The organism is Pseudomonas sp. SIMBA_041 (genome assembly GCF_046535095.1).
Taxonomy (GTDB): domain Bacteria; phylum Pseudomonadota; class Gammaproteobacteria; order Pseudomonadales; family Pseudomonadaceae; genus Aquipseudomonas; species Aquipseudomonas mucoides.
On the sequence record NZ_JAWRXJ010000002.1, the window covers coordinates 256,961 to 273,168 of the forward strand.

At 59.3% G+C, this 16,208-nt stretch carries 8 protein-coding genes; 5 read left to right on the forward strand and 3 right to left on the reverse strand.

The genetic code is table 11. The features are described 5' to 3' along the window. Nucleotides 1-248: 248 nt before the first annotated feature. Together hrpA and aceK are read right to left on the reverse strand one after the other, a co-directional pair. The gene (gene hrpA, locus SB725_RS04895) at nucleotides 249-4,160 is read right to left on the reverse strand and encodes an ATP-dependent RNA helicase HrpA (RefSeq protein WP_410921385.1); all 3,912 of its coding nucleotides are present in this window, start codon (nucleotides 4,158-4,160) and stop codon (nucleotides 249-251) included. A 233-nt stretch (nucleotides 4,161-4,393) separates the two neighbouring features. Beyond that, nucleotides 4,394-6,112, reverse strand: coding sequence for a bifunctional isocitrate dehydrogenase kinase/phosphatase (aceK, locus tag SB725_RS04900; protein ID WP_410921386.1), 1,719 nt, complete (start codon nucleotides 6,110-6,112; stop codon nucleotides 4,394-4,396). A gap of 129 nt (nucleotides 6,113-6,241) precedes the next feature. Between aceK and SB725_RS04905 the strand changes: the two genes are divergently transcribed. Further along, nucleotides 6,242-7,150, forward strand: a complete 909-nt coding sequence (locus tag SB725_RS04905) for a DMT family transporter (RefSeq protein WP_410921387.1) — start codon at nucleotides 6,242-6,244, stop codon at nucleotides 7,148-7,150. A 59-nt stretch (nucleotides 7,151-7,209) separates the two neighbouring features. Here the strand turns inward: SB725_RS04905 and SB725_RS04910 are convergent, their stop codons facing one another. Then, nucleotides 7,210-7,590 carry a type 1 fimbrial protein gene (locus SB725_RS04910; RefSeq protein ID WP_059181422.1) on the reverse strand — a complete coding sequence of 127 codons (381 nt, stop codon included), beginning with the start codon at nucleotides 7,588-7,590 and terminating at the stop codon, nucleotides 7,210-7,212. Nucleotides 7,591-7,844: 254 nt separating this feature from the next. Between SB725_RS04910 and SB725_RS04915 the strand changes: the two genes are divergently transcribed. The 4 genes from SB725_RS04915 to SB725_RS04930 all read left to right on the forward strand — a co-directional run bounded on the left by SB725_RS04915 (nucleotide 7,845) and on the right by SB725_RS04930 (nucleotide 16,178). Next, complete coding sequence (locus tag SB725_RS04915) at nucleotides 7,845-8,825, forward strand: fimbrial protein (protein ID WP_410921388.1); 981 nt, start codon at nucleotides 7,845-7,847, stop codon at nucleotides 8,823-8,825. A 54-nt stretch (nucleotides 8,826-8,879) separates the two neighbouring features. Beyond that, nucleotides 8,880-11,699 carry a response regulator gene (locus tag SB725_RS04920; protein ID WP_410921389.1) on the forward strand — a complete coding sequence of 940 codons (2,820 nt, stop codon included), beginning with the start codon at nucleotides 8,880-8,882 and terminating at the stop codon, nucleotides 11,697-11,699. Beyond that, the gene (locus SB725_RS04925) at nucleotides 11,686-12,873 is read left to right on the forward strand and encodes an EAL domain-containing protein (protein ID WP_059181425.1); all 1,188 of its coding nucleotides are present in this window, start codon (nucleotides 11,686-11,688) and stop codon (nucleotides 12,871-12,873) included. Before SB725_RS04920 ends, SB725_RS04925 begins: the two co-directional genes overlap by 14 nt. Before the next feature lie 86 nt (nucleotides 12,874-12,959). After that, nucleotides 12,960-16,178 carry a response regulator gene (locus SB725_RS04930; RefSeq protein ID WP_410921390.1) on the forward strand — a complete coding sequence of 1,073 codons (3,219 nt, stop codon included), beginning with the start codon at nucleotides 12,960-12,962 and terminating at the stop codon, nucleotides 16,176-16,178. Nucleotides 16,179-16,208: the final 30 nt, after the last annotated feature.

Below are 16,208 nucleotides of genomic sequence, written 5' to 3' on the forward strand. Positions count from 1 at the left end.
CAACCAGGCATCGCTTTATTCCGTTCCGCCCGAACCTTGAAGGGCTCAAAACCGCGGGGCCGGCGTTTATAGGCGCGAAGTTTGCCATAAACGTTAGATTTTGGCGCCTTTTGCGCGAGTAACGGCGTACCTAAAATGTGGGAGCGAGCTTGCTCGCGATGAGGCCAGTACATTCAATATCAATGTTGTCTGACAGTCCGTCATCGCGAGCAAGCTCGCTCCCACAGGTTTTGTGGCGAGCCCCGGTTTCAGGATTCGACCTGAGTCCACTGTTTATTCAGGCGTTTATCGGAGATCGGCACCTTGGTCCCCAATTGTTGGGCGAACAGCGAAACCCGGTATTCCTCCAGCCACCAGCGGTACAGCTCCAGCTGCGGATCGCGCTTGCCTTCCTGGGCATGTTTGCCGGCGCGGGTCTGGTATTGGGTCCAGAGGCCGGACAATTCGCCGCTCCACACCCGATCCCGTTGCACCTGAGCGCCGATTTTCTCGAAACGCTGCTCGACCGCTTTCAAGTAACGCGGCAGTTCCTTGAGCCACACCATCGGTGTTTCACGCACGAAACCGGGATACACCAGATGACTGAGCTGCTGCTTGATGTCGTTCAGGGCCACGGCTTGCGCCAGGTCGATCTTGCCCTTGAAGCGTTTTTGCAGGCCATGCCACAGCTTGAGGATGTCCAGGGTCAGCTTCGCCAGACGCTCGGCGTGTTCGGTCCAGCCGCCACGTTTGCGCTCGGCCAACGCCGCCAGCCTGGCACCATCGCGCGGCAACGGGTCTTCACCGTCGAGAATGCAGCTGTCGAGACTGGCCAGCAGAATGTCTTCCACCAGACTGTCGACACGCCCCATGTCGCGATACATCAGGCCCAGCTCGGTCAGCCCCGGCAGTTTGCCGCGCAGGAATTTCGCCGGCTCCGCCAGTTGCTGCATCAGCAAACGCTGCAATGCTCGGCGATGCTGGAACTCGGCTTCGGCCGGTGTCGAGAAACGCCCTTCCTTGACCATACCGCCCTCTTCCACCAGCGCCGGATAGACCGTCATCGACAGCCCGGCGATCTTCTGCTGGGTTTTCTCGGCAACCGCGGCAAAGACCTTGGCTTCTACCGGCTGCTGGCTTTTCGCGGTTTGCGGTACCGCCAAGGCGGCCTGACTGGCTTCGGCAAAACGCGCGGTCAGTTCCGCCAGATCACGCCCTTCGCCCAGGAACTTGCCCTGGCCGTCGACGATTTCCAGGTTCATCCGCAAATGGCTGTCGACCTGCTGCGACGCTTCGGCCCACGCCTCATCGCTGACCCGCGCACCGGTCATGCGCAGCAATTCGCGGCCCAGCGCCAGCGGCAATGAACCCTCGGCGAAGGTCATGCGCTGCAACGCGGCTTTGACGAAGTCCGGCACCGGCACGAAATTCTTGCGCAACGCCTTGGGCAGGTTGCGCACGAGCGCGATGCATTTGGCTTCGATCACACCCGGCACCAGCCACTCCAGGCGCTCCGGTGGCAGCATCGGCAGCAATGGCGCCGGTACGCGCAGGGTCACGCCATCACGGGGATGGTTAGGCTCGAAGTGGTAACTCAGCGCCAGTTCCAGATCGCCGATGTGCAAGGTGTCCGGGTAATGCAGGGCGGTGACTTCGCTGGCCTCGCGGGCCAGCACGTCTTCTTCGCGCATGATCAACAGCTGTGGGTCTTTCTGACTGTTGACCCGATACCAGCTGTCGAACGTCGCAGTCTGGTGAATCTCCACGGGCAATCGCGCATCGTAAAAGGCGAACAGGGTTTCCTCGTCCGCGAGAATGTCGCGGCGACGGGCCTTGGCTTCCAGTTCGTCGAGTTGTTCCAGCAGTTGCGCATTGGCTGTCAGGCACTTGGCCTTGGACTGAATTTCGCCGCGCACCAGGCCTTCGCGAATGAAAAACTCACGGGACACCACCGGATCAATCGGCCCGTAATGCACCGGCCGCCGGCCGACCACGATCAGCCCGAACAACGTGATCTGCTCGAAGGCCACGACCTGACCGCGCTTCTTCTCCCAATGCGGTTGGAAGTGGTTTTTCTTGATCAGGTGCCCGGCCAGCGGCTCGATCCAGTCGGCGTCGATCTTGGCGACCATGCGCGCATAGAGCTTGGTGGTTTCCACCAGCTCGGCAGTCATCAGCCATTGCGGACGTTTTTTACCCAAACCGGATGACGGGTGAATCCAGAAACGTCGCTGACGGGCCCCGAGGTAATCGCCTTCATCGGTTTTCTGGCCGATCTGACTGAGCAGGCCCGAGAGCACGGCTTTGTGCAGTTTCGGGTAATCCGCCGGTTCTTTGTTGAGGCTCAACTGCATGTCGCGGCAGATCAGGCTCAACTGGCGGTGCGAGTCGCGCCATTCGCGCAGACGCAGGTAATTGAGGAAATTCTTGCGGCACCAATTGCGCAACGGACTGGCCGTCAGCGCCTGACGCTGCTCTTCAAAGCCGCGCCACAGATTGACCAGCCCGGCGAAGTCCGAGTCCACGTCTTTCCATTGTGCGTGGGCCTGATCCGCCGCTTGCTGACGCTCCGGCGGTCGCTCGCGCGGGTCTTGAATCGACATGGCGCTGGCGACGATCAGCACTTCCTGCAAGCTGCCGAGTTTCGCCGCTTCCAGCAGCATGCGACCCATGCGCGGGTCCACCGGCAAACGCGCCAGATTGCGCCCCAGCGGGGTCAGTTGGCTGTTGCGGTCCACCGCCGAGAGTTCTTGCAGCAGGTTGAAACCGTCGCTGATCGCCTTGCCGTCCGGCGGTTCGATAAACGGGAAGTCGGTGATCTCGCCAAGGCGCAGGTGCAACATCTGCAGGATCACGGCGGCGAGGTTGGTGCGCAGGATCTCCGGGTCGGTAAATTCCGGGCGGCCCATGAAATCGTCTTCGCCGTAGAGGCGGATGCAGATGCCGGGCTCGACCCGACCACAGCGACCTTTACGCTGGTTGGCGCTGGCCTGGGAAATCGCCTCGATGGGCAGGCGCTGGACCTTGGCGCGGTAGCTGTAGCGGCTGATGCGCGCAGTGCCGCTGTCGATCACGTAACGAATGCCCGGCACGGTCAGCGAGGTTTCCGCGACGTTAGTTGCCAGTACCACGCGACGGCCTGGGTGCGACTGGAAAATCCGCTGCTGCTCGGCTGGCGACAGACGCGCATACAACGGCAGGATTTCGGTGTGTTTGAGCTGGGCCTTGCGCAACATGTCGGCCGCGTCACGAATCTCGCGCTCGCCGGGCAGGAACACCAGCACATCGCCGGGGCTCTTGCGCTCGCTGCGTTCGAACGCGGCGATTTCGTCGAGGGTGGCGAGGATCGCCTGATCGACGGTCAAGTCATCCTCGACGCGGTTGCCCTCTTCGTCTTGCTCCAGGGTCAGCGGGCGATACCAGGTGTCCACCGGGAAGGTGCGGCCGGAGACTTCGACAATCGGCGCATCGTCGAAATGCTTGGAGAAGCGCTCCAGGTCGATGGTGGCCGAGGTGATGATGACTTTCAGGTCCGGACGACGCGGCAGCAGGGTTTTCAGGTAACCGAGCAGGAAGTCGATGTTGAGGCTACGTTCGTGGGCTTCGTCGACGATGATCGTGTCGTAGCGTTCGAGGTAGCGGTCGTTCTGGGTTTCCGCGAGCAGGATGCCGTCGGTCATCAGTTTGATCAGGGTGTTGGAATCGCTCTGGTCCTCGAACCGCACCTGATAGCCGACCAGCGCGCCCAATGGCGTCGCCAGTTCTTCAGCCACCCGACTCGCCACGCTGCGCGCTGCAATTCGACGCGGCTGGGTGTGGCCGATCAGGCCATGCTGGCCGCGCCCGATTTCCAGGCAGATTTTCGGCAACTGGGTGGTTTTACCCGAACCGGTTTCGCCAGCGATGATCAGCACCTGATGCTTGAGCAGCGCGGCTTTGATTTCGTCGCGCTTGGCGGCGATCGGCAGGCTGTCGTCGTAACGAATCACCGGCAGGCTCGCGCGCCGCGCCAACACCTGATCACAGGACGCCTGCATGCGCGTCACCCACAGGGCCAGCTTGGCCTCGTCAGGTTTCTTGCGCAGCTCAAGCAACTGCCGCCGCAGCCGGTGGCGGTCGGCGAGCATGGCGTGATCGAGGTTTTTCAGCAGTTTGTCGATGGAGGGCGATTCGTCGGTCATCGGGTACGCAATTCAGTCGTCTAGTGGCGCAGGGGCCGGATTGTCGCAGATTTGGGGGCTCGGCGACGAATTCAACCTGCCTTTGTGGTGAGGGAGCTTGCTCCCGCTCGGCTGCGCGGCAGTCGTAATCCGGTCATCGAGATTTGTCTGAAGCTGCGCGGTGGATGGTTTTTGGGTCGCTTCGCGACCCAGCGGGAGCAAGCTCCCTCGCCACAGGGGGTTCACTCAGGGGTTTATTCGTTATCCAGGCCTTTGCGGCGATACGGGAATACGTCGATGATTTTGCCGGCACGTATGGCTTCCTGCAGGCTTTTCCAGTAATCGGCGTTGTACAACTCGCCATGCAACTGATCAAACAAGCGCCGCTGCCCCGAGTCAGCAAACAAAAACGGCGGAAACTCCTCGGGAAACACATCCAGCGGCCCGATCGAATACCAAGGCTCCGACGCCATCTCGTCTTCCGGCGTACGCGGCTGCGGGATGTGCCGGAAGTTGGCTTCGGTCAAAAAGCAAATCTCGTCGTAGTCATAAAACACCACGCGACCGTGGCGGGTGACGCCGAAGTTTTTCAACAGCATGTCGCCGGGAAAGATATTCGCCGCCGCCAGTTGCTTGATCGCCAGGCCGTAATCCTCCAGCGCCTCATGCACCTGCGCCTCGTTGGCGTTTTCCAGATACAGGTTCAATGGCGTCATCCGCCGTTCGGTCCAGCAGTGGCGGATCAGCACGGTGTCACCTTCCACCGACACCGTGGACGCGGCGACTTCGAGTAATTCTTCCAGGCACGCCGGATCGAACTTGCTCAATGGGAAACGGAAATCGGCGAACTCCTGGGTATCGGCCATGCGTCCGACGCGGTCGACACTTTTGACCAGCCGGTATTTCTCGATCACCGTGGCTCGGTCAACGTTCTTCGACGGAGAGAAACGGTCCTTGATGATTTTGAACACGGTGTTGAAACCCGGCAGGGTAAACACGCTCATGACCATGCCGCGCACGCCGGGGGCCATGATGAACTGGTCGTCGGTGTTGGCCAGATGGTTGATCAGCGCCCGATAGAATTCAGACTTGCCGTGTTTGTAGAAACCGATCGAGGTGTACAGCTCGGCGATGTGCTTGCCCGGCAGGATGCGCTTGAGGAAACCGATGAACTCCGCCGGCACCGGCACGTCGACCATGAAATAGGAGCGGGTGAACGAGAAAATGATCGATACGTCCGCTTCATCGGTAATCAGCGCATCGATCTGAATCCCGCGACCTTCGCGGTGCAGCAGCGGAATCACCAGCGGCCACTGTTCGTCCCGGGTGTAAATACGCCCGACCAGGTACGCCCCCTTATTGCGGTAGAGCACCGAGGAAAACAGTTCGACGCTCAACTCCGGGTCCTTGCACACCCAGTCCGGCAGGTTCTCGCGCAGTTGCGCTTCGAGGCGGTGCAAGTCGCCGGCCAGATCGGCGTAATCCTCACTGAAACGGTAGTCGGCAAAAATGCTCGCGAGCATGCCGGACAACTGGCCCTGAGGTTTGTACGTGCGGGTTTGTGCGGCGCGGGCCCGGCGCAGGCTCGGGCGGGTGGTGTGAATGAACATGCAGCCGTCGCTGATCAGGTCATGGCTGAACAGACCGCAGAAAATCGAGTTGTACCAGGTCTCGGACAATTCATCGTCGAACCGCAGGTCGATCAGCGTGATGTACGCGCTCTTGACCAGCGGCCAGCAACTGACGTCCAGCGTGTCGCTGTCGAACGCGACGCGCAGCCGCTCCACGGTTTCACTGACTTTTTCTTCATAGAGATTGATCCGCGCGGCCGACGCGATTTGCGTCTCCTGCCACTGCGCCCGCTCGAAACGCGCCCGGGCGCCGTCGGTGATCTGGCGGAAATGCTCGCGGTAATCGTCGAAGCCGTCGAGGATCATCTGGGCGATATCGGCGGCGGGCCATGGCTGCGGCATGTGAAGACCTCTACGGGATGATTCTTATCGTTGGGGCTGAGCTTAGAGGTCAATTGTTACGCAACGCAACCATTGCCATGGACTGCCCCGACAGCGACACTTGCGCCCTGATAAATGAAGGAACGAGCCGTGAACCCCGTCGATATTCTGCGTATGTTGTCACTTGCCGCCATTTGGGGGGCGAGCTTTCTGTTCATGCGCATCATCGCCCCAGTGATTGGCACAATCCCCACCGCTTTTTTCCGCGTTTCGATCGCCGCCACCGGGTTGCTGGTGATTCTGGCGCTGATGCGGGTCAGTTGGGACTTCCGTGGCAAGTTCAAAACCGTGCTGCTGCTCGGAGTGATCAACTCCGGCATTCCAGCGACCCTGTACTCGGTGGCCGCTCAAGTGCTGCCGGCCGGCTACTCGGCGATTTTCAACGCCACCACCCCACTGATGGGCGTGTTGATCGGCGGCCTGTTCTTCAGCGAAAAACTCACCGTATCGAAGATTGTCGGGGTTGCCCTCGGCTTGTTTGGCGTCGCCATCCTGACCCGCGCCGGTCCCGTGGCCTTCGACATGGAACTGCTGATCGGCGCACTGGCCTGCCTGCTGGCAACCACTTGCTACGGTTTCGCCGGGTTCCTGGCGCGACGCTGGCTCGACCATCAAGGCGGCCTTGACAGCCGTCTCTCGGCACTGGGCAGCATGCTCGGTGCAACGCTGTTTCTATTGCCGTTGTTCGGCTACAGCGTCATCACTCAGCCGCCGGTTAGCTGGGGTGGCTGGAGCGTCTGGTTGTCGCTGCTGGGCTTGGGCCTGGGCTGCACGGCGTTCGCCTACATCCTGTATTTCCGCTTGCTCAGCTCGATCGGCCCGGTCAAGTCGATGACCGTGACCTTCATGATTCCGCCGTTCGGCGTGTTGTGGGGCGCGCTGTTTCTCGATGAACCGCTGTCGATGGCGCATCTGTATGGCGGGATGTTGATTGCAGGGGCGTTGTGGCTGGTGTTGAAACCTGCGGCGGTGAAGGCGCCTGAACTGGTAGAGCAATAATCAATAGGCAGCGGCGCATCGACACACAATGCGCCGCCAGTGCTTGCGTGCACCTCACCTCAAGGCAAAGTCAGCGTAATCAGGTAAGCCCCTGAGTTCACCGGTTTGCCGGCCGCGTCGACCAAGGCGTATTGCTGATCGTAGTAACGCCCGTCCTTGCTCCCGTCCGCGACCAGCCTCACATCCACACGGGAATGATCGAGCGCACTGACCGAGCGAATTGGCTCGACGCTGCGCACACTGACCGAGTCGCCATCTACCCTGGTCGGACAACCGTTGAACTCGAACGTCGAACTCGCCCCCACGCGGGAGGTACAACCTGACTCGACAATACTGCCGTGAAACTGGATGACACCCTGGCCTAGCGGGGTAGCGGCCAGGCACGCACCGCTCAACGCAAAGAACAGGCTGATACCGACCGACAAACGCTTACCGTTCATGTTGACGCTCCTTAGGGTTGTAAGGACTGCATCGACAAGTCTGGCTGGGATCTTGAGCTTTTTAAGGAATGTCTGATGTTTATTTCTTGAAGCTGCCAACGGCGTCTCAGGGCGCATTGATTGCCAATGTACCCGGCACTGACCGACGCATCCGTTAGCACACTGCAGCTGACAAACTAAGAAACGCCTGATGTTCGTAGCTTTTCACGGTCGCTAAGGTGCGGGTTTCTTTATCACTATGCGCTGCTACCAACATGAATATTTCAAACAAACAGAGTCGATTGCGCACTGTTCTGAACATCGCTTGTGTGATGGCGTGTACATACGGCCCAAGTGCAATGGCTGCAAATTGCGCTCTTACTCCCGCTTCTGCCACTCCCGCCACCCTGAATTTCGGGGCCAGTTTGACCGCTGACAGCTTGGTGATCCCCCAAGACGCCCCCATAGGTACAGTTATTTACGAGGACAGCCTTCAAAAAGAAGAGTTTATCTTTAAGTGCACATCGACGCTTCGCTACGGAATGTTTATGAATCCTGCGCTCGGCGTACCTTCCGACATCATTACTTACCCCTTGGGCAAGACCGGGCTGTCATTCCGTATTAAGTCACCTAATCCGGATATCCCATATATGCGGGAGGCCTTTTCCATGGGCAAAGGTTTTTATACAACCCTAGGTGGCACTTACACGCTTCAAATTCTCAAGTCCGCCGAACTGCCATCGCAGAACGTGATCGCCGCCGGCGAATTGGGGCAATTCAAGGCCGATGAGCTGATGTTTATCAAGTTCAACCTGGCCAATCCAATTCATCTGAATACCGCCTCCTGCCAGACCCCCGCAGTGTCGGTTCAAATGGGCGACGATTATCGCCTCCATGAGTTCGACAAAAGCGGCGACACCCCTCGGGTGATCAAATTCAACATCGCCTTGAACCAGTGCCAGCGCGGCATCAAGAAGGTGAACTATCAGCTCAAGGCGACGACCATGGTCATCGACTCGACAAAGGGCATCGTGACACTGAATGCCGAATCGACGGCCAAAGGTATCGGCCTGCAATTGATGAACGATGCCGGGCAACCTATCGCCCTGGACACCGTGTATCCGTTCAATGGTTTCAATACCACCGGCACTGACTTCAAGATCCCCTTGTCTGCGGCCTACTACCGCCTGGCTGAAGGCACACTTCAAGCTGGCACCGCAAACACCGCCGTGACGTTCATCATGAGTTATCTGTAATCAATTAAGGATCGTCTTATATCTGTCGCTCTCATGCCTGCCTAAAGTGCTCGCATGAGATTGAAGACATACCTGCATCAGATCAACCCGGTCCTTTCCACTCCCAATGGCGCCCGACGCTTGCTGCGCATTTTTGCCCTGGTGTTGCTGATCGGCATCCTGGGCGGCGTCTATAACTTCCTGTTGTTCACGTTCAACAATGAAATCTCCCAACGCCGCGGCTACATGAGCAGCGCTATTGCCGAAGCCCATACCTTTTTCACCACCCGTGAAGCCCTGCTGGAAAGCCTTAGCCTGTCAGCCACGCGCAAATCCGGGGTTGAGCCGCCGGTATCCGAAGAAGAGATTTACCTGCTGCTGGGCAATGTTCCCGGCAAGCAGTGGAGCATCTGGCTGACCCAGCGCATGCGCGACTACCTGAAAGCCAAACAGGTCAATTTGATTTACGTCAGCAGCGGTGCCAACGCTCATTTGGCGCGCCTGTACACCACAACGCCGGTAGTGGGGGCGTTTCCCGAGGCCATGTTGAGCCAGTTGGAAACCCTTAAACGCGACAACGCGCCAGCGCTTGAGGAGCTGTGGCTGACCCATCAATCAGACAGGCATTCACAGCTCTACATTTTCCTTCGCCTGGATGAGCGCGATGTGAACTCCGGCTGGCTGGGTCTGGAAATGGATGGCCAGGAAGTCTCCAGCGCGTTGAACGACCATAGCGTGGGCGAGTTCATGATGTTCAACTCCCAGGGCATGCTGTTGTTCACCAACAGCCACACGGCGCAGTTGAGTCAAAACCTGTTGCAGCTTCAGCGTCAGGACTTCTTCGGGTTTGTCGGCCAAGGCTGGCTACCCGACCATTTGGTGATCCGCAAGCAATTGAAATCTTCGGATTGGCAACTGGTGTACTCCATTGATCTGCGCGCGGTGCTGTCCGCGTTGTGGCCACAGCTGGGCGGGGCGTTGCTGTTCTGCCTGTTCAGCATCAGCCTGGTGTGGCTGCTGATCCGCCGCATGGAGCACCGTTTCATCACTCCGGCGATCCACCGTATTCAGGCGTTGGTCGAAAGCGAGCTGTTCAGCCGCGATGTGATCCAGACCGCCCCCGTGGCCCTGTGCGTGTTACGCCGCACCGACGGCCAGGTGGTGCTGAAAAATACCCTGTCCCAGCAGTGGCTGGGACAGGGCGGTGAGCGGGAACAGCTGTGCCCTGACTGGATCCGCCGCGCCTTCGATACGGCCGAGCCGATCCTCACCGATTACTTTGAAACCGCCGATGGCCGGTACCTTTACCTGAGCTGCGCGCCGACACGCTATAAGGGCGAAGACGTCTTGCTCTGCGCCTTCAGCGACATCAGCGCGCGCACCCAGATCGAAGAGGCGCTGGAACAGGCGCGGCAGATGGCCGACACCGCCAATGAAGCCAAGACCCTGTTTCTGGCCACCATGAGCCATGAAATTCGCACGCCCCTGTATGGCGTACTGGGCACCCTCGAACTGCTGGCGCGCACCCGTCTGGACGTCCAGCAAAAGGATTACCTGCGCGCGATCGAAAGTTCCTCGGCGACCTTGCTGCAACTGATTTGCGATGTACTCGACGTGTCGAAGATCGAAGCCGGACAACTGGCCCTTGAGTTGAGCGAGTTTTCAGCCCTGGAGCTGGTGCAGGAGGTGATCCAGGGGTATGCCGCTGCGGCGCGGAACAAGGATTTGCAACTCTACGCCTGCCTGGACCCGCAAGTGCCGGATCGGGTGATCGGTGACGTCAGCCGAATCCGCCAGATTCTCAATAACCTGCTGAACAACGCCGTCAAGTTCACCGACTCAGGGCGGGTTGTGCTGCGGCTCAAGTTGCTGAGCCGCGAAGGCGAGCGCGCCAGCCTGCAATGGCAAGTCTCGGACACGGGCAAAGGCATCGCCCAGGTCGATCAACCGTTCATTTTCGAGCCTTTCTACCAAACCGAAGGCAACACCAATGTGGTGGCCGGCACCGGTCTTGGCCTGCCGATCTGCCAGCGCCTGACCCACTTGATGAACGGCAGCATCCACATGGTCAGCGAACTCGGGCTGGGCAGCAGTTTTTCCCTGACCCTGCCACTTGAGGAGCCCTCAACCGGTTCAGTGCCGATCGCCATGACGGGGCTGCTGCCGGAGGTCGTCTACGTGGTCTCGCCGATACGCGAGCTGGCCGAGGTCATCAGTGGCTGGTTGCGCCGCTGGGGGGCCCGTCCGCACATCGGCCGTCCGTCACGCCTGGACCTCACCTCGCAAAACGTGTTGATCGAACTGCACCCGGGCATTCTCGACCAGCGTCTGGTGCCCGAGTGGGCCGGCCCGCTGGTGCTGGCCACCGGCGATGGCTGCAACGAGCCGCAGATCATGTCCGGCGGCTGGAAGGTCAACCTCAACCACCTGCACGACATTCATCAGGCCGTCAGCCAGGCTCAAGGCCTACAGGTGGTCAAGCCACCGGAGCACGGCGAGCAACGAGAACTGGAAAAGCTGCACCTGCATATCCTGGTCGTCGAAGACAACGTCATCAATCAGTTGATCCTCTGCGATCAACTCGAAGAGCTCGGCTGCACCGTCAGACTGGCGTCCAACGGCGAAGAAGCGCTGGCGATCTGGCGCAGCGAACAGTTCGACATCGTCCTGAGCGACGTGAACATGCCTGGACTCAATGGCTACGAACTGGCTCGGGAACTGCGCCGACACGGTTGTACAACACCGATCATCGGGGCTACCGCCAACGCCATGCGCGGTGAAGAAGCATTGTGCCTGGCGGCAGGAATGAATCACTGCCTGATCAAGCCTTTTACGTTGCGGGCCTTGTTCAATTACCTGGCGCCTTATGAAAGAGCAGCCCATGAAGCCGTGTAGCATTTTGATTGTCGAAGACCATCCCTTCCAGCACCTGTATTTGCAGCACTTGTTCAGCGAACTGGGAGACTTTCATCTGGAGTGCGCGCGAGACGGCGAGGAGGCCCTCAGCCGTTTGAAAAAGCGTGATTTCGACCTGGTACTCACCGATCTGCTGATGCCCGGCATGGATGGCGTGCAGTTCATCCAGGGCCTGGCGGGCTTACAGTCCCGGCCCGCACTGGCGATCATGAGCGCCACCTCGCGGCGCATGTTGATGGGTGCAAGTCTGGTAGCCCGCAATCTGGGGGTGAAGGTTATCGGGCTGATTTCCAAACCCGTGAGGGCTACCGCCCTGCGCAGCCTGACCGATCAGCTCATGGGACTGCGGCATGCCGCCCTGCCCTCGCCCGCGCCGGGCATTGACCGTCAGACGATCCTTGAAGCCCTGGACAATGGTGAACTGCAGGCCTGGTTTCAACCCAAGAAAGCCTTGGCCAATGGTCGCATTGTCGCGGCCGAAGCCCTGGTGCGATGGATGCACCCCGAGCACGGAATGCTGCTCCCGGGGATGTTCCTGCCAGCGCTCAAGGCGTTCGATCTGGAAGAACACCTGTTGTGGAAAGTACTGGAACACGCCATCAACGCCCAGGCCCAATGGCTCCAGCAGGGCTATGACATTCCGGTGTCGATCAACTTGCCTACGCACCTGCTCAACAGTCATGACCTGGCTGACCGCCTTCTCGAGTTTGTCCTTAAGCATAAGGGTGTCCCGGGGAGGATTTGCTTCGAACTGATGGAATGCTCGGTGCCGCAGGACATCAGCAATTTCTACGCGGGCGCCTGCCGTTTGCGAATCATGGGCTTCGGTCTGTCGCAAGATGATTTCGGCAAGGGCTACAGCTCTTACATGAACCTGGTATCGACACCGTTTACCGAACTGAAGATTGACCGGGCGCTGGTCCAGGGCTGTAACGACAACGAGGAACTGGCGCAGGCCTTGACCAGCATTGTCGCCCTTGGGCGGCAATTGGGTTTGACCGTGGTGGCCGAAGGTGTCGAAACCGCGCAAGAACTTGCTCTGTTGCGTAAAATCGACTGCACTCAGGTCCAGGGGTTCCTGATTTCTCACGCCGTGTCTTCGGATCAGTTCCAGCAGTTGCTGACCCATGATGGTCCGGCAAGCACGTATTGACCCGCAGAAACGTGCTTTTGAACGTCTCTTGCTTCAGAGGTCTCTGTGCATAACCGCTTTCGGCTCACCTCCTGCGTCGCTGCGCAATGAATCATCCCAACGCCTTTTTTGAAAAGCTGGCCAGCAGTTCCCTGCGCCTGAACCGGGGGCTGATTGTGCTCTGCGCGGTCGTGTTGCTGTTGATTGGCATCAGCTACTGGGGCGTGCAGCGCATGATCGAAGAGCAGCGCGACACCGTGAGGTTTCACTTTGCCAGGCTGATGGAGAATATCCACGAACACGAGGCCTTCCTCAACGCTCTATCCAGACAAAGTGTCAGAGGCGAACTACTGGACTCGCAGAGCTCACCGCTGTTTCTGCAAAGCTCTCTGCCCGACGAGGGGCCTGATATTTATCAAGGTCAGGAGTTCTCGTTTTCCTTGCCGTTCAGTGTGAAAGTCAGCCCGGCCAGGATCGACGCCAGCCAACGGCCCAAAGTCTTTGCCTTGGGCGCGCATTTGGCCAATTACTACAGCGCCTTCTGGTCCGCATCGCACTATCAATCACCGCAGGTTTTACTGTTCAACGTCCCGGATAACTTCGACATCAGTGTGCCCGCCGCCGGGCGACTGCGTGGCGCAGGGCAGATACAGGGCGGCGAGTTCGTCGAGGTGGTGAAGCAGGTTCTGCAGCGCTTGCACGACAAAAATCCGACGCCGCTGGACAGCCAGGTTCACTGGGAACAATACAGCGCTGCGTTCGATACCACTGCGCCTCCCACCATCCTCGCCTACGTCAATATTGACCTGCCAGAGGAGCGGTTGAACATTCAAGGGGCCAGCCACTGGGTGGTGGTCGCCTCACTGTTGAACCTGTCTCAGGTCAACAACATCGAGCGGATCATGCAGTGGTCGATCTATGACCATTTCACCCTGATCGCGCCGTCCGGCGCAGCGTTGGTCGGTTCCCTCAAGCCTGAGTCTGTCTTGAATGAAGGGTTGAACTTCAACCGTGAAGGCCTGGTGTTCAAAGTATCGAGTCCGGGCGAGCAGCACTGGACGGCCATCTACGTCATCAGTTTAAAGAGCTTTCTGAATTACGCCTTGTGGCCCTTGCTCAGCCTGTTGGCGTTAGTGCTGGCGGGGCTGGGTTGCGGTTGGGCCTTCAATCGCTGGTACAAAAACCGGGTGATACTTCCAGCCCATCGAGCTCACGAAAGCATCGCCGAAAGCGAGGCTTTCAGCCGCGCCGTCATCGACACGGCGCCCACCGGCCTATGCGTGATGCGCCGCAGCGATCATAAAGTGTTGCTGGAAAACCAGCGTGCCCAGCAATGGCAAGACACCACTCAACTGTTCAGCGCCCTCAGCCAGCAGCATGACCTCAACGAGCCCGGACAGGCTGATCTGGAGATCGACGGCCGCCACTTGCACGTCGATTTCATTTCCACCCGCTATCAAGGTCAGGACGCCTGGCTCTGCGCCTTCCATGATGTCACCCGGCATATCGAAGACGCCGCAGCGCTGGAAGAAGCACGCCGGGCGGCCGACTCGGCCAACAAAGCCAAGACCCGGTTTCTGGCGACCATGAGCCATGAGATCCGCACACCGCTGTACGGAGTATTGGGCACTTTGGAACTGCTGGGATTGACCGCACTCGAGCCGCGTCAACAGGCCTACCTGCAGACTATCCAACGCTCCTCCGCCACCTTGTTTCAGTTGATCAGCGATGTGCTGGATGTGTCGAAGATCGAATCCGGGCAGATGACCATCGAAGCCCAGGACTTTTGCCCGCTGGAACTGACCGAAGACACTCTGCGCACCTACAGCGCTTTCGCCCAAACCAAGGGGTTGCAACTCTATGCCTGCATTGATGCGGCGCTGCCTGACCGGGTCCGCGGTGATCCCCTGCGCATCCGGCAGATTCTCAACAATCTGCTGAGCAACGCCATCAAGTTCACCGACTACGGACGAGTCGTGTTGCGGGTTCGGGTGCTGGAGAAAAGCGCCGGGAAGACCAGTCTGGAATGGCAGGTCAGCGATTCGGGCATTGGTATTTCCCAGGCCCAGCAGACGCAGCTGTTCGACCCGTTTTATCAGGTTCGAGATGCTTCCAGCGAAGCCGGTGCGGGGTTGGGTCTGGCGATTTGCCGGTGGCTGTGTGAGCTGATGGCCGGCCAGTTGAAAGTGGTCAGCGAACCGGGCCTGGGCAGCAGCTTTTCTCTGCAATTGGCGCTTGAGTGCTCGCCGGGGGAACTGGCCGACTGCCCTGAATTCGAACCAGGAGCGCCGGCTGTTTATGTCCGGGCGCCTGCGCAGGAGTTGGCGCAACATCTCTGCGCCTGGCTCAACCGCCTGGGTGTAGAGGCCAGGTTGGTGAACGCCGATACGAAACAAATGCAGCCTTCGGCGCTGCTGGTGGATATGTTGCCGTCGGGAAACGAAGTGCCTTGGCCCGGTCCACGGATTATCGCCACGGCAGGAGGCCGTAACCCGCCTGAGTACTCGGCCAATGGCTGGGAAGTCGACGCCCATGACATCCGTGCAATGGCCTGGGCCGTCAGCTTTGCCCAGCAAGGCGCCAGCGCTCAAAACCACCCGTCCTTACCCGAGAAAAACCGCAACCTTGATCTGCATATTCTGGTCGCCGAAGACAACCCCATCAATCAGGCGATCATCAAGGAACAACTGGAAGCGCTGGGCTGCTCGGTCATGGTCGCCGCCAATGGCGAACAGGCACTTGCGCAGTGGCTGCCCGGACTGTTCGATCTGGTGCTGACCGACGTCAACATGCCAGTCATCAATGGCTATGAATTGGCCAGGGAGCTGCGTCATCGTGATCCGGATTTGCCCATTATCGGGGTGACCGCCAACGCCCTGCGCGAGGAAGGTGAACGCTGCGCCGCCATGGGCATGAACGCCTGGATCGTCAAACCCATGAACCTGCATACCTTGCGCACGCAATTATTGAAGCACTGCAAGATAGCCGTGCCCGTGCAAGCCATCGTCGCCGATGACAGCCTTGCGCCTGAGAGCGTCACTGACCAGGTTCAGCTATCACCTAAAATGCGTGAGCTGTTTATCAGCACCATGCAACAAGACAAGCAGACCACGCTTGCAGCACTGGACCGTGGCGATGCCAGTGCCGTTGCGCGACAACTGCACAGCATGGCCGGTGCATTGGGTGCTGTGCAGGCCGGTGCCATGGCGATTGCCTTCGCCGAACTGGAGTGCCGGTTGATGGGGTTGACGGTCACGCCAGCCCTGGCGCTGGAGGTCAGGCAAAAACTGGAACGGCTGACGGCTTTACTGAATGCCCTTGAGTAACCTTAACTTGTCTCTCCAACGACACACTAT